Genomic DNA, 19,770 nt, shown 5'->3' on the forward strand with positions numbered 1-19,770 from the left:
CGCACCATACGATGCAGTATTGACTTCCTTCCGAAGCAATCCATACTAGCAAGTATGGTTATGTCCCCGACTCCCGCTGCGTTCCATGACCTGCGCCTGGAAGCGGCCCATGGCACCCGTCTGGCCGCCACCGCCAGTGACCACGGCCGTCGTGGCCGCGTGCTGTTCGCGCATGGCTTCGGCCAGACCCGGCACGCCTGGAATGCGACTGCCAGCGCCCTGTCCGCAGCGGGCCTGCAGACCCTGGCCTACGATGCCCGCGGCCATGGCGATTCGGACTGGAATGCCGCCGACCTGCCCTATCACGGCGAACAGTTCGCCGATGACCTGATCGTGCTGGCCGGCGAGCAACCGCGCCCGCCGGTGCTGGTCGCGGCATCGATGGGCGGCCTGTTCGGCCTGTTGGCCGAATCGCGCTGGCCGGGCCTGTTCTCGGCGATGGTGCTGGTCGACATCACCCCGCGCTGGGATACCGCTGGGGTTGAACGCATCCTGGCCTTCATGACCGCCCATCCTGATGGCTTCGCCTCGCTGGCCCAGGCCGCCGACGTGATCTCGGCCTACATGCCGCACCGCCCACGCAAATCCGAACAGTCGCTGCGCGCGCTGCTGCGCGAGGACGACCACGGCCGCTGGCGCTGGCACTGGGACCCGCGGCTGGTGGCCGAACTGGCCCGCGACAGCGAACAGCACCAGGACGCGCTGGCTGAAGCCGCGCGCCAGGTGAAGTGCCCGCTGCTGCTGGTCAGCGGCGGCCGCAGCGACCTGGTCACGCCACAGACCGTGGCCGAATTCCTCGCGTTGGCGCCGCACGCGCGCCATGTACAGCTGCCGCAGGCCACGCATATGGTTGCCGGCGACGACAACAACGCCTTTACCGCTACTGTGTTGGACTATCTGGACGTGTTGCCCGCAGCGGATGCTGCGGCTTCGTCCGCCACAAACGAGCACGTCACCGGAGCACGCTCATGAGCATCGTTCTTCCCTTCCTCGCCCTGCTGCTGGCAGGCGCGTTCGTCGCCTACCACCGCATGCGGCTGGTTACCTGGACGCTGATCAGCGTGGCCCTGCTGGCCGCCTGCTGGTTCATTCCCTACGTCAACCAGACCGCCACGATCGTCGCGGCCGCTGTGTTGGCCGTCATCGCCGTGCCGCTGCTGCTGCCGTTCATCCGCAAGCCGCTGCTGACCGGCCCGATGATGAAGGTGTTCCGCAAGGTGCTGCCGCCGCTGTCGCAGACCGAGCGCATCGCACTGGAAACCGGCTCGGTCGGTTTCGAAGGCGAGCTGTTCACCGGCGACCCGGACTGGAACATCCTGCTCAACTACCCGAAGCCGCAGCTGACCGCCGAAGAACAGGCCTTCCTCGATGGTCCGGTGGAAGAGCTGTGCAAGATGGTCAACGACTGGGAAATCACCCACGTCCACGCGGACCTGCCGCCGGAACTGTGGGCCTTCATCAAGAAGAACAAGTTCTTCGGCATGATCATCCCGAAGGAGTATGGCGGCTTGGGCTTCTCCGCTCTGGCTCACCACAAGGTGATCCAGAAGCTCGCCTCGGTGTCTTCGGTGGTCAGCTCCACGGTCGGTGTGCCCAACTCGCTGGGCCCGGGTGAACTGCTGGTGCATTACGGCACCCAGGAACAGAAGGACCAGTACCTGCCGCGCCTGGCCGATGGCCGCGAAGTGCCCTGCTTCGGCCTGACCGGTCCGTTCGCCGGCTCCGACGCCACCTCGATTCCCGACTACGGCATCGTCTGCAAGGGCGAGTGGAACGGCGAGCAGGTGCTCGGCGTCAAGCTGACCTTCGACAAGCGCTACATCACGCTGGCCCCGGTTGCCTCGCTGATCGGCTTGGCCTTCCGCATGTACGATCCGGACGGCCTGATTGGTGAAACCCGCGACATCGGCATCACCCTGGGCCTGCTGCCGCGCGAGACCGCCGGCGTTGAAATCGGCCGTCGCCACTTCCCGCTGAACTCGACCTTCCAGAACGGCCCCATCCGCGGCAAGGACGTGTTCATTCCGCTGACCCAGCTGATCGGTGGCGCTGCCATGGCCGGCAAGGGTTGGAACATGCTCAACGAGTGCCTGGCCGTGGGCCGCTCGATCACCCTGCCCTCCACCGCCAGCGGCGGTGCCAAGGCCGGTGCCGCGGTGACCGGTGCCTACGCTCGCATCCGCAAGCAGTTCGGCCTGTCGGTCGGCCGCTTCGAGGGCGTGGAAGAAGCGCTGGCCCGCATCGGCGGCAAAGCCTACAAGATCAGCGCGCTGTCGCAGGCCACGGCGGCAGCGGTGGACCGCGGCGACGTGCCGTCGGTGCCGTCGGCGATCGCCAAGTACCACTGCACCAACATGAGCCGCGAAGTGATCTCGGACATGATGGACGTGATCGGCGGCAAGGGCATCATCCTGGGGCCGCGCAACTTCGCTGGTCGCAGCTGGCAGGCTGCGCCGATCGCGATCACCGTGGAAGGCGCCAACATCATGACCCGCAGCCTGCTGATCTTCGGCCAGGGTGCGATCCTCTGCCACCCGTGGGTGCTGAAGGAAATGAAGGCGGCGCAGGATCCGGACACCCGTGCCGGCCTGCAGGACTTCGACCGCAGCCTGTTCGGCCACATCCGCTACGGTATCTCCAATGCTGTTCGTTCGTTCTGGTTCGGCCTGACCGGTGCCCGCTTCGGTGCTGCCCCGGGTGACGCCTACACCCGCCGTTACTTCCGCAAGCTGGACCGTTACTCGGCCAACCTGGCGCTGATGGCCGACATCTCGATGATGACGCTCGGCGGCAAGCTGAAGTTCAAGGAATCGCTGTCCGGCCGCCTGGGCGACGTGCTGAGCCATGTCTACATGACCAGCGCCATGCTCAAGCGCTACCACGACGAAGGCGCGCCGCAGGCGGACCAGCCGCTGCTGGCCTGGGCCTTCCATGACAGCGTGCACAAGATCGAGGAGTCACTGTCGGCCGCCCTGCGCAACTTCCCGATCCGTCCGATCGGCTGGCTGATGTGGGCGCTGATCTTCCCGCTGGGCCGTCGCGCCGAGGCTCCGGGCGACCGCCTGAGCCGCCGTGTTGCCGCCCTGCTGATGGCCCCGAACGAAGCGCGTGATCGTCTGGCCAGCGGCGTGTTCCTGACCCCGTGCGAGAACAACCCGGGTGGCCGCATCAACAGCTACCTGAGCAAGGCGATCATGGCCGAGCCGGTGGAGCGCAAGTTCCTGAAGGCACTGAAGAGCAAGGGCATCGAAGCGCTGGACTTCAACAGCCAGCTGGACGAAGCCGTGGCCGAAGGCGTGATCACCCAGGACGAGCGCAGCCTGCTGGAAGAGCTGCGTACGCTGACCCTGGACACCATCACCGTGGACGACTTCGACACCCACGAACTGCGCGCGGCTAGCTACTACGACCGCCAGCACAAGGACCCGCACTCGCAGGCGGCCTGATCGCCCGCGACATGTGTTGCCTTCGACGGCGGGCTTCGGCCCGCCGTTGTTTCATCTGCCGACCGGAATTCCAACCATGTCCACGCCCCTGCTGTCCCTCTACCAGCGTCTGCAGCGATGGCCTGCCGGCAACTGGCTGTTCGCGCGCGCGGTGTGCTTCAAGGCGCCCTACTTCGCCAGCATCGCGCCGCGCATCACCCGCCTTGAGCACGGCCGCTGTGAAGGCACGCTGGCCGACCGGCGCAAGGTGCGCAACCACATCGGCACGGTGCACGCGATCGCGATGTGCAACCTGGCCGAGCTGACCGCCGGGTTGATGGTCGATGCCTCGCTGCCGAAGGGCATGCGCTGGATCCCCAAGGGCATGCAGGTGCAGTACCTGGCCAAGGCGCGCGGCATGTTGCAGGCAGTTGCGCTGCCGGCGCAGCCGATCGTGGCCGCTGCCGAGGGCTATGCGCTGCCGGTGACGGTGAGCGTGCGTGACCGCGCGGGGACGGAGGTGTTCAGCGCGGTGATCGACATGTGGCTGTCGCCGGCGAAGTAGTGTTCCCGCGAACGGCGCAGCCCCTCGTGGGTGGACGGCGAAAGCGGTTTATCGGTTGGGCCGGAGGGGTGGGTCCATGCGGGGACGCCGCAAGTACGTCCCTGTAGGCTTAGCCGCGCCATCCATGGCGCGGATACCCCGCCCGGCCCCACCCCTCCGGCCTCGGACGGATCTCTGCGGCGTCCCCCACGGAAGAGAAAAAGAAGAGCAAAAGCAAAAGCGACCCATCGGCCGCTTTTTTTCATGCACGCAGAACCCACGAGCGCAGCGACCCGCTGTTGCTCTTGATCTTCTTTTTTCTTCTCCGTGGGCTGGCCGCGCACGGAACCTGTCTGAGGCCGGGCGGGTGGGCCGTGCAGGGGCGTTGGCGCCATGGATGGCGCCATCGAGCTTACAGGGGTGAAGGCGCTTTGCTTGCGAAGCACTGCTTCGCAAGCGCCTGAACGCACAGCCGCCAGCGGCTGGGCCGGGCCCCGGAGGGGGACTTGCGGCGTCCCCCGCGAACCCAACCCGCCCGACCAACCCCATGACAGCTCTACGCGACCAACCCACGAGGGGCTGTGCCGTTGGCCGGAAATCACGCCAGTGCGCGAAACACCAACGCCAGGATCGCCGGCAGCGCCTGGATCATGAAAATGCGACGACTGACGCTGTAGGCGCCATAGCACCCCGCTACCACCACACAGGCCAGCGAGAACGTCACCAGCACCGGCTGGTCGATCAACAGCCCCACCACGATGCCTGCAGCCAGGAAGCCGTTGTAGAGGCCCTGGTTGGCCGCCAGCACGCGCGTGGTCTCTGCCTTCTCCGGCGTGTTGCGGAACGTCTTCAGGCCCAGTGGGCGCGTCCACAGGAACATCTCCAGCACCAGGAAATAGACGTGCAGCAGTGCGACCAGCAGGGTCAAGGCAAGTGCGATCCAGTACATGGGCGTTTCCTTGGATAGATGGATGGGGTGATGGGGTCAGAGCCCTCTCCGTGGGAGAGGGATCCGACCCCGCGCGGCTCAGCGGTCGCGCGGCAGCTTCTTTTCTTCGCGCAGCACGCCGAACGCGGCAGCGGTCATGCATGCGGCAACCACCACGCCACCGATGAACACCACATGTGAACCAAACAAGGACAAGCCCTTGTGCACCCACGCAAAGCTCAGGTCCGCGCCGCGGTAGACCACCGTGTCGATGGCCGCACCGGCCTTGTAGCGCCACTGGCGGTCTACGCGGGTATAGATGGTCTCGCGTGCCGGCTTGGCCAGTGCAAACTCGCTGGCACGGGTCATCACCTGCACCACCGCCACCATCAGCGGCATCGGCGAGGCAGCCAGCACCGAGAAACCGATCAGGATCGCGAAGCCCGGGATCAGCAGCGCCGGGGCGATGCCGTGGCGAGACAGCAGCCAGCGGGTCAGGCCGAGCTGCATCAACAGGGCCAGCGCGTTCACCGCCAGGTCGATGCGCGAGAAGAAGGCAGTGGCAGCGCCTGCATCGTTGAACGAGGCACGCACGATGGTGGCCTGCTGGTTGTACAGCAGGGTGCCCACGCCCACACCAAACAACACCATGATCGCCAGCCAGCGCAGCAGGGGCTCGCGCACGATCAGCTTCAGGCCATCCAGCACACTGCCGCCCATCGGCTTTTCACCGTCGACCAGTTGCTGTTCGCGCTCGCGCAGCACCGCCCAGTGCCGCAGCCGCCAGATGCTCAACAGGCAGATGGCGAGAAATCCGGCCGAGACCAGCATCAGGTTGGCGATGCCCACGCGCTGCACCAGCACGCTGGTGATGAACGGGCCGAGGAAGGCACCGATGGTGCCGGCCGCGCCGATGTAGCCGTAGTAGGCACGTGCCTGCGCGTTGGAAAACACATCGGCCATGAAGCTCCAGAACACCGCCACCGCGAACAGGTTGAAGACGCTGATCCAGAAGAAGAAGGCCATGCCTCGCCCGGGCACGTCGCTGTCGAACAGCGCGTAGAACCCCAGCAGAGTGACGATGAAGAACCCATACACCGCCGGCAGGAACACCCGTCGCGGGAAGCGGCTGACCAGCCAGCCGTAGACCGGCTGCAGCACCAGCATGATCACGAACACGCAGGAGAACAGGAACTGCAGGACGAAGTCCTTCAGCGCGATGCCGTGGCTGTTGAACCAGGCGATCAGCATCGGCGGGAACACGGTCTCCAGGTCGGCCGAAGCGGCCATCGCCTCACGCACCGGGCGCAGCACGTAGTAGCCGCTCAGCAGGCAGAAGAAGTACAGGAACGACCACCACAGCGCCGGCGACTCACGCAGTGCCGCGCTCAGGCCCCTCAGCGGCCCCCTGACCTGCACCGCACTCACGCGGCGTCCCTCGCCAGAAGACGGCGGTTGGACAGCGGCATGGCAGGCTCCGGGGGCAGTGAAGCGCGTACGTTAGCCAATGCACTGCAACATCGCCAGCAGCAGCCCCGCAGAAGGCTGAAACGCAGTGTCACGATCCCACCCGGACGATACGTTCCGACACACGCTTTCGGGGCGTCAAAATTCCAACTTTTTCAACGAGATGCGCATTCATCTTCGCTTTGTTTGTGCACAAGGGAAAAGCGGCGCTAGAATCGCCATCAGCAGTCGCGCACGGGTCTCCACGATGAAAAAGAACAGCCTGCGTCGTCCGATCCGTTCGGCGGCCACCGGTTTGCTGGGCATGTTGATGCCCGTTGCCTTGTCCACCACCGCGCAGACCCCGCCGCCGTTGCCGCCGATGCCGGCCAACATCGAATCCGCCGCCACCGCCGTCGCCCACACCCAGCCCGCCGCATACCGCACCGGCCTGGTGCCGCAGGTGCAGCTGCCGGCGGCCGGCTTCAACGTCGCAAACATCGAATCGATGGCGCAGCAGCTGACCTATGGTGAGCGCGTGCCGGGCATGGCCGTGGCCATCGTGCAGGGTGGCCGTGTGCTCAGCGCGCGCGGCTATGGCGTCACCGACGTCAACAACCCGCTGCCGGTCGATGCGCATACCGTGTTCCGCCTGGCGTCGCTGTCCAAGGCGTTCGCCGGCACCATGGCCGGCCTGCTGGTCAACGACGGCACCCTGCGCTGGGACAGCAAGGTCACCGACTACGTGCCGGGTTTCCGCCTCAACTCGCCGGAAGCGACTGATCGCCTGACCGTGGCCGACGTACTCAGCCACCGCGTCGGCCTGCCGTACAACGCCTACGACCGCGACATCGAAGGCAATGCCGAGTACTACTCGCTGACCCAGAAACTGGCCAACACCAGCCTGAAGTGCCTTCCGGGCGACTGCTACGCCTACCAGAACGTGGCCTTCAGCCTGATCGGTGACGTGGTCTATGCCGCCTCGGGCAGCTTCTACGAGCAGTCGGTCGAACGCCGCATCTTCAAGCCGCTGGGCATGAACGATGCCAGCCTCGGCCTGGCCGGCATCCAGGCCAGCTCGCGCTGGGCGCGCCCGCACGTGCGCAGCCGTAATGGCTGGGTGTCGCTGACGCCGAAGCCGACCTATTACCGCGTCGCCCCGGCCGCAGGCGTCAACGCCAGCGCCAGCGACATGGCGCAATGGCTGCTGGCCCACACCGGCCACCGTCCGGACGTGCTGCCGGCACCGCTGCTGGCCACCCTGCATTCCAGCCTGATCAACACCCCGGGCGAAATGCGTTCGGGCTGGCGCCGCGAGCGCCTGCACTCGGCCGGCTACGCACTGGGCTGGCGCACCTTCGACTATGCCGGTCACGACGTGGTGTTCCATGCCGGCGCCGTGCAGGGCTACCGCGGCCTGGTCGCGCTGGTGCCGGAACGCGACCTTGGCATCGCCATCATGTGGAACGGCGAAAGCGGCCTGCCCAGCGGCCTGCTGCCGACCGTGCTCGACGCCGCCCTCGGCCTGCCGACGCAGCGCTGGCTGGACGTGGACACCGACTTCGGCAGCGACAACCTGATGGCCGAAGGCGCGAGCCCTGCGCAGCAGGACAAGCGCAAGGGCAAGGGTGCTTCCAGCAATCGTGCCGTCGCCTCGCCGCGCTGATCTGGCGGGCTCGACGGTGAGTACGAAGGGCGGCCCGCGGGTCGCCCTTTTTGTTGGCTGTTGTGGAGTCGAGCACGGCTCGACTCTACAAATGCGTGAAGCAGCCGAGCAGGGCTCGGCTCTACAGTTCCGGAGGGCTAATGCGCGAAGTAGTGCATTCCGCCGTCCACCGGAATCACGGCACCGGTGATGTAGCCGGCCAGCGGCGAGGCCAGGAACGCCACCAGCGGCGCCACTTCCTCCGGTTCGCCGAAGCGCCCGATCGGGATGTTGCGGGCGATGAATTCGCGCCGGCTTTCCTCGGTGGGATGCAGGCGGTCCCGGATCTGCGCGCTATTGATCCGTCCCGGCGCGATCGCATTGACCGTGATGCCCTGTGTGGCCAGCGCCGACGACAGCCCCTTGCTCCACAGATGCAGCGCTGCCTTCGCTGCCGTGGCGGCGTTCACGGCACGCGGCTCCATCGAACCACTGAAGTTGATCACTCGTCCCCATCCCTGCGCCTGCATCGCCGGCAGCAATGCCTGGGTCAGCCGTCGCGCCGCAGAGAAATTCAGTGCGATCGCCTCCTCCCATACATCGTCGCCCGCATCCACCGTGGCCGGCCGCCCTCCTCCAGCCGCGTTGACCAGGATGTCCACCCGCTGCAGCGCTGCCAGCGAGGCATCGGCGATGCGGCGCACATCATCGGCATCGGTGACATCACCGAGCACGATGACCGGCGCGGGCGCGCCACCGCTTTCGATTTCCGCCGCCAGGGCCTGCAGCGGCTCCGCGCGCCGTGCACTGATCACAACACGCACACCCTGCGCCGCCAGCAACCTGGCAACACCGGCACCGATGCCGCTGCCCGCACCGGTGACCAGCGCGGTGCGTCCCTCGAGGTTCAAATCCATGGTGTTCTCCTGTGAGCATGGCCGGCACATCCGGCCCGTGCAGCGCATGCTCTTTGATCACCACTGATTGATAAACTCCGCGCAGGTTTCAGCATTCAACACCCGGGGTGTCAGATGAACCTGCTGGAGAGCATGCGGGTCTACGTGCTGATCGTGGACAAGGGCAGCCTCAGCGCTGCGGCGGCGGCGATGGATATTTCCGCGACGATGGCCGGCAAGCACCTGCGCTCGCTCGAGGCCCGGCTCGGCATGCAGCTGCTCAGCCGCACCACCCGGCGCCAGCACCTGACCCCCTTCGGCGAGGATTACTACGCGCGATGCAAGGAGATCCTGCGCCTGGTGGACGAGACCGATGCGCAGGCCCAGCACCAGCAGCTGGCACCCGCAGGAACGCTGCGCATCAGCGCTCCGGTAATCTTCGGCACCCATGCACTGGTGCCGGCGCTGGCCGAGTACATGGCCCGCTACCCGGACGTCCGTGTCGAGGCGACGCTGACCGACCGCGTGGTCGACCTGGCCGAGGAAGGCTTCGAAGCAGCGCTGCGCATCGGCACCCTGGCCGGCAGCAGCGAACTGATAGCACGGCCGCTCGCCCCGTATCGCTTGATGATGTGCGCCTCGCCGGCCTACCTCGCGCGCCACGGCACCCCTGACACGTTGCCAGCGCTCGCCTCGCATCAATGCCTGTCCTTCGAACCCAGCGCGCTCGCGCAGTGGCTGCAGGCCGGCGCTGGCGAGCTCGACCGCGCGCCCGATGGCCGGCTGCAGATCAACAACGGCGAAGCACTGCGTTCGGCCGCACTGCATGGGCTGGGCATCGTGCTGCAATCGACCCTGCTGCTGGCCGCGGATGTCGACGCCGGGCGCCTGGTGCAGCTGTTCCCCGAGCACGGTCAGGCCGGTCGGCCGATGCACGTGGTCTACGCCCACGACCGCTACCGCTCAACCCGCCTGCGCAGCTTCCTCGACTTCCTGGTCGAGCGTTTCCCGCCCTTGCCGACCACGTTCGCAACCGACATCCGAGCATAAAAAAACCCCCTCCCTGCTGGGCAACAGGGAAGGGGTTTCAGGATGCGGCTATCGGGAAGTACTTAGATCAGCGGCGCCGGGGTTGCCGGCAGAGCGACCGGAGCAGCCTTCTTCTTGCGGGCGGCCGGCTTGCGCTTGGCAACCTTCTTCGCTGCCTTCTTCGGGGCAGCCTTCTTGGTGGCCTTCTTCGCGGTCTTCTTCACTGCCTTCTTGGCGGTCTTCTTTACCGCCTTCTTTGCAGTCTTCTTTACTGCCTTCTTGGCGACCTTCTTGGCCGGCTTGCGGGCAGTAGCCTTCTTGGCAGTCTTCTTGGTGGCCTTCTTGGCTACCTTCTTGACGGCCTTCTTCGCGGTCTTCTTGACGGCCTTCTTGGCAGTGGACTTCTTGGCTACCTTCTTTGCCGCCTTCTTCACTGCCTTCTTCGCAGTGGTCTTCTTGGCGACCTTCTTCGCAGCCTTCTTCACTGCCTTCTTGGCGGTCGCCTTCTTCGCGACCTTCTTCACTGCCTTCTTGGCAGCGGCCTTCTTAGCGACCTTCTTCACCGCTTTCTTGGCGGCGGGCTTTTTCTTCGCAGCTTTCTTGGTTGCCATGGGATGGCTCCTCGTCAGTGATAGGGAGTTGAAACGCCCAGGTGGATCAAACCCGCGGATGCTGCGTGCGGGGACCGCCGGCGCGTCAGGCGCGCCGTTACGGATGCGGCAATGCCCGCCTCGATCGGCGGAGCGGGCATCGGAACGGGGGGTACCTTGCATTTCTCCGGGGGAAGCGGGGCCATGTCCACCGTCATCAGGGTCGCGGTGGTCTTGAAGGGGCTGCTTCGCATCGGACGATTGATTCTGCGCACTCGGTTGGGCAGGCAAGGTCTGCTGAGGCGAAACCTAATCACGGTTTTTTTTACTGTCAACAACCCCCGCGAAAAATTTTCACATCCGCGCCGTCCGCGGCGGCGTCTGCACGGTCGCCACGTCGCGCCTGCAGCGACCGCCGAAGCGCCGCGCACGCACGTTGCCTGCAACAACGCAGACGCAATCGTTGAACAAAAAGCACTTGAAATAAGCACTCTACGCAGAAGCGTGCATGTCCGTCGCCACAGCATGCATGCATTGCAAACAACCATCACCGCTGCCGCCAACGCCAGCACAACGGCGCCGCAACGGGGCATCAAAAGTTTTCACATCCGGACACGCCAACGCGGGGTGGAAACGCGGATTTGCGCAAAACTGCGCATGCCCTTCCGTGCCGTTCGCCTGCCCGCTGATGCCATGCCGAGGGTCGGCAGCGAACCCGTCGTCATGAGTCGGGCACCATCGCCAAAACAAAAACGGCCACCCGAAGATGGCCGTGTCCGAACCCGGAAGTGACGACTCAGTGGTCTTCGTCTTCCAGGGCTTCGGCGTACGCGTCCGGATCCAGCAGCTCGTTGAGCTCATCGGCGTTGGACAGTTCGACCACGTACATCCAGCCGTCGCCGTAGGCATCTTCGTTGATGGTTTCCGGCTTGTCCGACAGCGCCGAGTTGACCTCGACGATGGTGCCGCTGACCGGGCTGTAGACGTCGGAGGCGGCCTTCACCGACTCGACGACCGCGATCTGCTCGTTGGCCTTGGCGGTCGCGCCGACTTCGGGCAGCTCGACGTAGACCAGGTCACCCAGCAGGCCCTGGGCGTGGTCGGAAATACCGACGGTCACGCGGCCATTGCCTTCGACACGGGCCCACTCATGGGACTTGAGGAACTTGAGGTCGCCGGGGATCTCGCTCATGGGACTGCTCCAGAGATATGCAGGGGTGGAAAAAACGGGGCTAGTGTAACCAACCGGCCGCCACTGCTGTCAGTGACGACCGGCATGTTTGGATCAGGCGTCGCCAAGCACGCCGGGCTGGGCCTGGCCTTCGCGCACGAACGGGAACTTGACCACGCGCACCGGCACCTGCCGGCCGCGGATGTCGACGGTGACCTCGCCCAGTTCACCGGCCGGCACGCGCGCGAAGGCGATGCCCTTGGCCAGGGTCGGCGAGAAGGTGCCGGACAGGATCTCGCCCTGGCCACCGGCGGTGGTCACCGCCTGACCATGACGCAGCACACCCTTCTCGTCCATCACCAGGCCGATCATCTGGCGTGCGGTGCCAGCGGCCTTCTGCGCTTCCAGCACGTCGCGGCCGATGAAGTCGCGACCTTCGTCCAGCGACACGGTCCAGGCCAGCGCCGCTTCGTACGGGCTGATCGCTTCGTCCATGTCCTGGCCATACAGGTTCATGCCGGCTTCCAGGCGCAGGGTGTCGCGCGCACCGAGTCCGGCCGGCTTCACGCCCGCCGCCAGCAGGCGGTTCCAGAACGCGACCACGGCATCCTGCGGCAGCAGGATCTCGAAACCATCTTCACCGGTGTAGCCGGTGCGGGCGACGAACAGCTCGACGCCATCGTCGGACTGCGCCTGCAGCGCAGCAAAGCGGCCAAGCTTGGTCAGCGCTGCACGGTCGGCTTCGCGGGCCAGGCCGATGACGATGTCGCGCGCCTGCGGGCCCTGCACGGCAAGGATGGCCAGGTCCGGACGCTGCTCGACGCTGACGCCGAACGGCGCGGCCTGCTCGCGCAGCCAGGCCAGGTCCTTCTCACGGGTGGATGCGTTGACGACCATGCGGAAGAAGTCATCGCCCAGGTAGTAGACGATCAGATCATCGATGACGCCGCCGCGCGGATTCAGCATGCACGAGTACAGTGCCTTGCCGGTCACCTTCAACTTGTCCACGGAATTGGCCAGCAGGCGGCGCAGGAACGGCTTGACCTGGTCACCGCGCAGGTCGACCACGGTCATGTGGCTGACGTCGAACACACCGGACTCGCGACGCACCAGGTGGTGTTCGTCCAGCTGCGAGCCGTAGTGGATGGGCATGTCCCAACCCCCGAAATCGACCATCTTGGCGCCAAGGGCGCGGTGGGTATCGTTGAGCAGCGTCTTCTGGGTCATGACCGGGTCCGGCAGCAGAGGAAACAAGAATCCCCATTATCCCAGATCGGTCGCCCGCAGGTGTGCCGCAGCGCAGCGCCGGAGCTGTAGAGCCGAGCCCATGCTCGGCTGCTCTTCGTGTGGAAGCCGAGCGTGAGCTCGGCGCTACAGGGGGCGGCCTGCGTCCTCGACCACCAGCACCGTGCCCTGCACGCTGAGCACCTTCACCCATGCGCCTGCAGGCAGCTCCGGACCGCTCACCTGCCAGGACGCATCGTCAATGCTGACCCGTCCCTGGCCACCGACGATGCCCTGCTGCAGTACCACCTCCCGACCGACCAGCTGCTCGGCGCGGCGGTTGAGCAGCGGCGCATCGCTGGGCCGGGCGCGGGGCCGCCCCCAGCGCCGGTAGCATTGGATCGAGACAACGCTCAACAGCACGAAGGCAACCACCTGCCACAGCAGCGGGATATCGCCGAACACCGCCACCAGCACGAACACCGCCGCCGCGCCGATGCCGATCCACAGCATGAACGCCCCCGGTGCCAGCGCTTCGGCCGCGAACAGCAGCAGTGCCAACGCGCCCCAGCCTACGACTTCCCAGCGCATGTCAGCCTCCGATCGGTGGTGGCCGCTTGCTGGCGGCCTTGCTGTCCTGGTCGGCCAGCGCCTGCTTGGCCAGCTCAGCCACGCCGGCAATCGAACCAATCACCCCGCTGGCCTCCATCGGCATCAGCACCAGCTTCTGGTTCGGCGAACTGGCCAGTTCCTTGAAGGCTTCCACGTACTTCTGGGCGACGAAGTAGTTGATCGCCTGCACGTCACCCTCGGCAATCGCCACCGACACCACCCTGGTCGCCATGGCCTCGGCCTCGGCCAGGCGCTCGCGGGCCTCGGCATCGCGGAACGCCGCCTCACGGCGGCCTTCGGCCTCCAGCACCGTGGCTTGCTTCTCGCCTTCGGCGCGCAGGATCTCCGACTGCCTTGAACCCTCTGCCTCAAGGATCTGCGCGCGCTTCTCGCGCTCGGCCTTCATCTGCCGCGCCATCGCATCCAGCAGGTCGCGCGGCGGCTGGATGTCGCGGATCTCGATGCGGTTGACCTTCACGCCCCACGGGTTGGTGGCATGGTCGACCACGCTCAGCAGCTGCGCATTGATCACTTCGCGCTGGCTCAGTGATTCATCCAGGTCCATCGAACCGATCACGGTACGAATATTGGTCTGCACCAGGGCGATCATCGCCACTTCCAGATTGGCCACTTCATAGGCGGCCTTGGCCGCATCGAGTACCTGGAAGAACACCACGCCGTCCACGCGCACGGCGGCGTTGTCCTTGGTGATCACTTCCTGGCTGGGCACATCCAGCACCTGCTCCATCATGTTCACCTTGCGCCCCACCCCGTACACGATCGGAATCAGGAAATGCAGGCCTGGGGTCATGGTGTGCGTGTAGCGCCCGAAGCGCTCGACGGTCCACTCGTAGCCCTGGGGCACCATCCGTACCGCCTTGAACAGGATCACCACGGCCACGAAGGCCAGTACCACGGTAAAGAACATGGTCGGGAACATCTTGCTTTCCTTATCTATGACGTCCAGGCCCCAGCATAGCGCGTGAAGGCGACATTCACAGCCGGGGCTACCAGCGCACGCGCCCGCGCAGGATGTCGGCGAACATCACCCAGTCGCCCATGAACGAGTACAGCGGATGCTGGAAGGTGGCAGGGCGGTTCTTCTCGAAGAAGAAATGGCCGACCCAGGCGAATCCATAACCGCAGAACAGGGCGCCGAGCAGGAGCAGCGGCTGGCCGCGCAGGATCGCGGCTGCGACCAGCAGCAGGACTCCGCAACTGCCGATGAAATGCAGCCGGCGCGACACCGGGTGGCGGTGCTCGCTGAGGTAGAACGGATAGAACTCACGGAAGCTGGCGAAGCGGGACATGCGCATGCTCCGGGCTGTTACTGGCTGCATCATGCACCTTCCGGGGAGGCAGCGCTGCGCGAGCATCCTTGCCCTTGTAGAGCCGAGCCATGCTCGGCTGCCTCGGCTCGACGGATCCTGGCAGAAGCAGTCGAGCATGCCTCGACTCTACACCGAAGGCGCGCGCGGTCCGAACATGATCACCGCCATGCCGGCCAGGCACAGGGCTGCACCGAGCAGGTCCCAGCGGCTGGGACGGATGCCATCGACCAGCCACAGCCAGAACAGCGCAGTGCCGATATAGACGCCACCGTAAGCGGCATAGACGCGGCCACTGGCGGTTGGATGCAGGGTCAACAGCCACGCGAACAGGGCCAGACTGGCTGCCGCCGGCAGCAGCAACCAGATGCTGCCGCCCTTGCGCAGCCACAACCACGGCAGGTAGCAGCCAACGATTTCGGCCAGCGCGGTCAGCAGGAACAGCGCGAGCGTCTTCACGCCTTCTCCGCCGCCTTGGCGTGCTGCCACAGTGCTTCCTGCGCATCCAGGTCCAGCGCGGACAGCACTTCCCCCTGCACTTCGGCCTGTGCCTCCATCGCACGGAAGCGACGTTCGAACTTGTGGTTGGCCCCGCGCAGTGCCGCGCCCAGATCGATATCGGCATGGCGTGCCAGGTTGGCGCAGACGAACAGCAGGTCGCCCAGCTCTTCCTGCAGGCGCGCCTTGTTGCCGGCGATATCGCCGCGCTCGAACTCCTCGCGCAGTTCCTGCAGTTCCTCGGCTGCCTTGTCCAGCACCGGCAGCGGGCCCGGCCAATCGAAACCGACCTTGGCCGCACGCGACTGCAGCTTCACCGCCCGCTGCCATTCGGGCAGGCCACGTGAGATGCCGGCCAATGCGGAGGTGTCCTGCTCGCCCTTGGCGACTCGCTCGGCACGCTTGATCGCATCCCAGTTGCGCGTCACCCCGTCGGCGTCATCGACGCTGACATCGGCGAACACGTGCGGGTGGCGGCGCTGCATCTTGTCGCTGATCGCGCGTGCGACCTCAGCGAAGGCGAAGGCACCCTGCTCCTCGGCCATGCGCGCATGGAACACCACCTGCAGCAGAAGGTCGCCCAGCTCATCGCAGAGATCATCGAGGTCGCCCCGATCGATGGCATCGGCCACCTCGTAGGCTTCCTCGATGGTGTACGGGGCGATGGTCGCGAAGTTCTGCTCCAGGTCCCAGGGGCAGCCATCCTGCGGATCGCGCAGGCGCGCCATGATCGACAGCAGGCGTTCCAATTCGTTGCTGGCGGCACTGTCGGTGGTGGGGGTGTCGTGCGCGCTCATGCGGTCTCCAGGGTCAATCGGACAACCAGTCGCGCCAGGGCAGGCTGGTGTCACCAAGGGCAATGAAATCGCCGTTCAACAGGGTCTCGCGGCGGTTGTAGCGGAACGGCTTGCCGGTCGCCGCCGACAGCACCGCGCCACCGGCAGCGTGCAGCACGCACTGGCCGGCGGCGGTGTCCCATTCGGAGGTCGGGCCCAGCCGAGGGTAGACATCCAGGCCTCCTTCGGCGATCCGGCAGAACTTCAGCGATGAGCCCTGAGCGATGGTTTCGATGCGACCCATCCGCGCCAGCAGCGCTTCGGTTTCCGGCGAGCGGTGGGAGCGGCTGGCGGCCACCCGCAGCGGTGCGGTGGCCGGCGTGCGGGTACGCAGCACAGTGTCATGCAGGCCCTGGCGACGGTACGCCAGCTCACCACGCATGGCATGCCAGACGATGCCGGTGACCGGCGCCAGCACCACGCCGAAGGCCGGCGCGCCCTGGTAGATCAATGCGATGTTGACGCTGAACTCGCCATTGCGCTTGACGAACTCGCGGGTGCCGTCGAGCGGGTCGACCAGCCAGTAGGCACCCCAGTGGCGGCGTTGCTCCCAGCCCACCTGCGCCGACTCCTCGGACAGGATCGGCAGATCCGGGGTCAGCTGCTGCAGGCCCTGCTCGATGACCTGGTTGGCCGCCAGGTCGGCACTGGTGACAGGGCTGTCGTCGTCCTTGAGCTGCACGTCGAAGCCATCGGCATACACCTGCATGATGGCCTGTCCGGCTTCCTGGGCGATGGCGATGGCGGTCTCGCGCAGGTCCGTGGTCAGTTTGATCATCGCGTTCCCTGCAGCCACTGCCGGGCGATGAACAGCGCCGCCAGCGAGCGACCCTCGGAGAAGTCCTCGCGCAGCATCAGCTGGTCCAGCTCGGCCAGCTTCCACGGCACCACTTCCAGCTCTTCCGGCTCATCGCCGGCCAGCTTTTCCGGGTACAGGTCGCGCGCCACCACCAGCCACGACTGATGGCTCATGTAGGTCGGGGCCAGGGTCATCGCGCGCAGCACGTCTACCCGGCGCGCACCATAACCGGCCTCTTCCTTCAGTTCACGGTCCGCGGCCTGCTCGGGGGTCTCGCCGGCATCGATCCGGCCCTTGACCAGCCCCAGTTCGTAGCGGTGCATGCCGGCAGCGTATTCACGTACCAGCAGCACGGTCTCGTCATCAAGCATCGGCACCACCACCACCGCGCCGTGGCCCCGGCTGACCAGGCGCTCGAAGCGGCGGCGTTCACCGTTGGAGAACTCCAGGTCCAGGTGCTGGCGCTGGAAGGGACCGTTCTCTTCATCGGTGATCCGATGGATGATCGGCAAGCGACGGCCGCCACGGTCATCGTTCATGCGGAATCTCCGCGGCGGCCGGCGTCTGCGCCGGGGCCGATAGAATGTGCAGGCAGCAACATGTTCATGAGCCCGAAATGCTAGCAGACCCAACCCCCTCCCCGCTGGTCGAGCACTGGCGGCAACGCGACCTGAAGGTGCTGTGGCACCCCTGCACGCAGATGCGCGAGCATCCGCACACCCTGCCACTGGTCCCGATCGCACGCGGCCAGGGCGCCTGGTTGTTCGACCACGACGGCAACCGCTACCTGGACGCGGTCAGCAGCTGGTGGACCAACCTGTTCGGCCATGCCGAGCCGCGCATCGGCGGCGCCATCGCCGCCCAGGCCGGGCAGCTGGAACAGGTGATGCTGGCCGGCTTCGGCCACGAGCCGGCGATCACCTTGGCTGAACGCCTGCTGGCGCTGGCACCACGGCAGCCCGGCCGCGAACCGCTGGCCAAGGTGTTCTATGCCGACAACGGTTCAGCTGGCGTGGAAGTGGCGCTGAAGATGGCGTTCCAGTATTTCCAGAACCGCGGAGAGCCGCGCCGCACGCGCTTCATCGCGCTGGAGAACGGCTACCACGGCGAGACCCTGGGCGCGCTGGCGCTGGGCGACATCCCGCTGTACCGCCGTGTCTATGCGCCGCTGCTGGCCGAAGGCCTGTTCGCGCCCTCGCCCGACGCCTACCTGGCCGAGCCTGGCCAGAGTGCGGCAGATCGCGCGCGGCAGGCGGCGGATGGACTGGCCACGCTGTTCGACCAGCACCCGGGCGAGATCTGCGCGGTGATCCTGGAACCGCGCCTGCAGTGCGCAGGAGGCATGCGGATGCACGACCCGGTGTACCTGCAGCGCGTACGCGAACTGTGCGATGCGCACGGTGCGTTCATGATCGCCGACGAAATCGCCGCAGGCTTTGGCCGCACCGGCACGATGTTCGCCTGCGAACAGGCCGGGGTGATGCCGGACCTGATGTGCCTGTCCAAGGGACTGACCGGCGGCTTCCTGCCACTGGCCGCCGTGCTCGCCACGCAGGCACTGTACGACGCGTTCCTCGATGACTCCCGCGAGCGCGCGTTCCTGCATTCGCACAGCTACACCGGCAATCCGCTGGCCTGCGCGGCGGCGTTGGCGACGCTGGACATCTTCCGCGACGACGATGTGGTCGCACGCAACCGCGGCATCGCTTCGGTGATGGGGACCCTCGCCGCGCCGTTCGCCGACCATCCGCACGTGGCCGATGTACGCCAGGCCGGCATGGTGGTGGCCTTCGAGCTGTCGCGTGACGGCAACAGGCGCACACCGTTCGACCCATCACTTCGGCTGGGCCTGCACGCCTACAAGGCCGCGCTCAAACGCGGCGTGGTACTGCGCCCGCTGGGCGATGTGCTGTATTGGATGCCACCGTACTGCGTGGACGATGAACAACTGGAACTGCTGGCACATACCACGCTGGCAGCCATCGACGAGGCAATTGCATGCGCGTGACCCGCTGCCCCATCGATCTGGCGCTGCACAGCGGCCAGACCGTGACCCTGCCGGAAGAGACGGCCAACCACCTGGTACGGGTGATGCGCCTGCGCGAAGGTGATACCTGCGTGCTGTTCAACGGCGATGGCCACGACTACAGCGCGACGCTGACCGTGGCCGGCAAGCGCGAGGTGCAGGTCCGCATCGACGCCGTGCAGGCCATCAACAATGAGTCGCCGCTGGCGATCACCCTGCTGCAGGGCATTGCCCGTGGCGAGAAGATGGACCTGATCCTGCAGAAGGCCACTGAACTGGGCGTGGCGGCGATCATTCCGGTCAATGCCGAACGTACCGAGGTGAAGCTCGACGCCGCACGCGCCGAGAAGCGCGTGGCGCACTGGAACAACGTGGTGACCTCGGCCTGCGGCCAGTCCGGGCGCGCGCGCATTCCACAGGTGGGTTCACCGTTGTCGCTTGCGCGGGCGGCAGCGGCACTGCCGGTGGATACGCTTCGGTTGACCCTGGATCCGCAGGGTGCGCACCGGCTGTCGACGATGGACGCCGCACCTGCCGGGGGCATCGTGATTGCAATCGGTCCGGAAGGAGGGTGGTCGCCACGCGACCGGGACCAACTGGCGGCCGCTGGCTTCCAGGGCCTGCAGCTGGGTCCGCGCATCCTGCGCACCGAGACCGCCGGGCTGGCCGCGATCGCGGCGCTGCAGGCGCGGTTGGGCGATCTGGGGTAAGGCTGATTCGTGGTAGTGCCGGCCGCTGGCCGGCATCCACCGGATCATGAGGTTGCCGGCCAG

At 66.3% G+C, this 19,770-nt stretch carries 21 protein-coding genes; 8 read left to right on the top strand and 13 right to left on the bottom strand.

Annotated elements, in window-relative coordinates:
* The first annotated feature begins 54 nt into the window (after positions 1–54).
* The 3 genes from AC13GA_RS18150 to AC13GA_RS18160 all read left to right on the top strand — a co-directional run bounded on the left by AC13GA_RS18150 (position 55) and on the right by AC13GA_RS18160 (position 3,990).
* On the top strand, positions 55–972 hold the full coding sequence (locus AC13GA_RS18150; RefSeq protein ID WP_046987073.1) for an alpha/beta fold hydrolase: 918 nt from the start codon (positions 55–57) through the stop codon (positions 970–972).
* Positions 969–3,446, top strand: a complete 2,478-nt coding sequence (locus AC13GA_RS18155; protein ID WP_136639092.1) for an acyl-CoA dehydrogenase — start codon at positions 969–971, stop codon at positions 3,444–3,446. Before AC13GA_RS18150 ends, AC13GA_RS18155 begins: the two co-directional genes overlap by 4 nt.
* Positions 3,447–3,522: 76 nt before the next feature.
* On the top strand, positions 3,523–3,990 hold the full coding sequence (locus AC13GA_RS18160) for a hotdog fold domain-containing protein (RefSeq protein WP_253078149.1): 468 nt from the start codon (positions 3,523–3,525) through the stop codon (positions 3,988–3,990).
* 577 nt (positions 3,991–4,567) lie between these two features.
* On the opposite strand, the gene AC13GA_RS18165 is transcribed toward AC13GA_RS18160, so the two are convergent.
* Positions 4,568–4,918, bottom strand: a complete 351-nt coding sequence (locus tag AC13GA_RS18165) for a DUF1304 domain-containing protein (RefSeq protein ID WP_447782306.1) — start codon at positions 4,916–4,918, stop codon at positions 4,568–4,570.
* A 78-nt stretch (positions 4,919–4,996) separates the two neighbouring features.
* Positions 4,997–6,325 carry an NTP/NDP exchange transporter gene (locus AC13GA_RS18170; RefSeq protein ID WP_482998705.1) on the bottom strand — a complete coding sequence of 443 codons (1,329 nt, stop codon included), beginning with the start codon at positions 6,323–6,325 and terminating at the stop codon, positions 4,997–4,999.
* 286 nt (positions 6,326–6,611) lie between these two features.
* On the opposite strand from AC13GA_RS18170, the gene AC13GA_RS18175 reads away from it, so the two are divergent.
* Positions 6,612–8,009, top strand: coding sequence for a serine hydrolase domain-containing protein (locus tag AC13GA_RS18175; protein ID WP_046987797.1), 1,398 nt, complete (start codon positions 6,612–6,614; stop codon positions 8,007–8,009).
* Positions 8,010–8,146: 137 nt separating this feature from the next.
* On the opposite strand, the gene AC13GA_RS18180 is transcribed toward AC13GA_RS18175, so the two are convergent.
* Positions 8,147–8,905 carry an SDR family NAD(P)-dependent oxidoreductase gene (locus tag AC13GA_RS18180; RefSeq protein ID WP_046987798.1) on the bottom strand — a complete coding sequence of 253 codons (759 nt, stop codon included), beginning with the start codon at positions 8,903–8,905 and terminating at the stop codon, positions 8,147–8,149.
* Positions 8,906–9,019: 114 nt separating this feature from the next.
* Here AC13GA_RS18180 and AC13GA_RS18185 point away from each other — a divergent pair, with 114 nt between their 5' ends.
* A complete protein-coding gene (locus tag AC13GA_RS18185; protein WP_482998706.1) occupies positions 9,020–9,934 on the top strand; it encodes a LysR family transcriptional regulator in 915 nt (304 codons plus the stop codon).
* Between the two features lie 62 nt (positions 9,935–9,996).
* Here AC13GA_RS18185 and AC13GA_RS18190 read toward each other — a convergent pair whose 3' ends face one another.
* Entirely contained in the window at positions 9,997–10,524 is a 528-nt protein-coding gene (locus AC13GA_RS18190) for a hypothetical protein (protein ID WP_049458041.1), read from the bottom strand.
* Positions 10,525–10,707: 183 nt separating this feature from the next.
* On the opposite strand from AC13GA_RS18190, the gene AC13GA_RS18195 reads away from it, so the two are divergent.
* Entirely contained in the window at positions 10,708–11,295 is a 588-nt protein-coding gene (locus tag AC13GA_RS18195) for a hypothetical protein (RefSeq protein ID WP_482998707.1), read from the top strand.
* 4 nt (positions 11,296–11,299) lie between these two features.
* On the opposite strand, the gene gcvH is transcribed toward AC13GA_RS18195, so the two are convergent.
* The 9 genes from gcvH to nudE form a co-directional block, all read right to left on the bottom strand.
* A complete protein-coding gene (gene gcvH / locus AC13GA_RS18200; RefSeq protein ID WP_046987801.1) occupies positions 11,300–11,695 on the bottom strand; it encodes a glycine cleavage system protein GcvH in 396 nt (131 codons plus the stop codon).
* A gap of 93 nt (positions 11,696–11,788) precedes the next feature.
* Complete coding sequence (gcvT, locus tag AC13GA_RS18205) at positions 11,789–12,901, bottom strand: glycine cleavage system aminomethyltransferase GcvT (protein WP_428709714.1); 1,113 nt, start codon at positions 12,899–12,901, stop codon at positions 11,789–11,791.
* Positions 12,902–13,045: 144 nt separating this feature from the next.
* Complete coding sequence (locus tag AC13GA_RS18210) at positions 13,046–13,489, bottom strand: NfeD family protein (protein WP_136639832.1); 444 nt, start codon at positions 13,487–13,489, stop codon at positions 13,046–13,048.
* Between the two features lies 1 nt (position 13,490).
* The gene (locus AC13GA_RS18215) at positions 13,491–14,450 is read right to left on the bottom strand and encodes an SPFH domain-containing protein (protein ID WP_012511869.1); all 960 of its coding nucleotides are present in this window, start codon (positions 14,448–14,450) and stop codon (positions 13,491–13,493) included.
* Positions 14,451–14,517: 67 nt separating this feature from the next.
* Complete coding sequence (locus AC13GA_RS18220) at positions 14,518–14,820, bottom strand: Mpo1-like protein (RefSeq protein WP_046983712.1); 303 nt, start codon at positions 14,818–14,820, stop codon at positions 14,518–14,520.
* Positions 14,821–14,967: 147 nt separating this feature from the next.
* Positions 14,968–15,297, bottom strand: a complete 330-nt coding sequence (locus AC13GA_RS18225) for a YnfA family protein (protein WP_006385121.1) — start codon at positions 15,295–15,297, stop codon at positions 14,968–14,970.
* On the bottom strand, positions 15,294–16,133 hold the full coding sequence (gene mazG, locus AC13GA_RS18230; protein WP_046983702.1) for a nucleoside triphosphate pyrophosphohydrolase: 840 nt from the start codon (positions 16,131–16,133) through the stop codon (positions 15,294–15,296). The genes AC13GA_RS18225 and mazG overlap by 4 nt, the downstream gene beginning before the upstream one ends.
* 13 nt (positions 16,134–16,146) lie before the next feature.
* Entirely contained in the window at positions 16,147–16,950 is an 804-nt protein-coding gene (cysQ, locus tag AC13GA_RS18235; protein ID WP_046983703.1) for a 3'(2'),5'-bisphosphate nucleotidase CysQ, read from the bottom strand.
* Positions 16,947–17,510: an ADP compounds hydrolase NudE gene (nudE, locus tag AC13GA_RS18240; RefSeq protein ID WP_012511871.1), complete on the bottom strand. Its 564-nt coding sequence runs from the start codon at positions 17,508–17,510 to the stop codon at positions 16,947–16,949. Before nudE ends, cysQ begins: the two co-directional genes overlap by 4 nt.
* Positions 17,511–17,587: 77 nt before the next feature.
* Here nudE and bioA point away from each other — a divergent pair, with 77 nt between their 5' ends.
* Positions 17,588–18,979 (top strand): adenosylmethionine--8-amino-7-oxononanoate transaminase, encoded by a 1,392-nt coding sequence (gene bioA / locus AC13GA_RS18245; protein WP_046983704.1) that lies wholly within the window; start codon positions 17,588–17,590, stop codon positions 18,977–18,979.
* Complete coding sequence (locus tag AC13GA_RS18250) at positions 18,970–19,707, top strand: 16S rRNA (uracil(1498)-N(3))-methyltransferase (RefSeq protein ID WP_253079654.1); 738 nt, start codon at positions 18,970–18,972, stop codon at positions 19,705–19,707. The genes bioA and AC13GA_RS18250 overlap by 10 nt, the downstream gene beginning before the upstream one ends.
* Positions 19,708–19,770 lie beyond the last annotated feature (63 nt).

It is taken from the genome of Stenotrophomonas sp. 22DLJC03, from assembly GCF_056861405.1.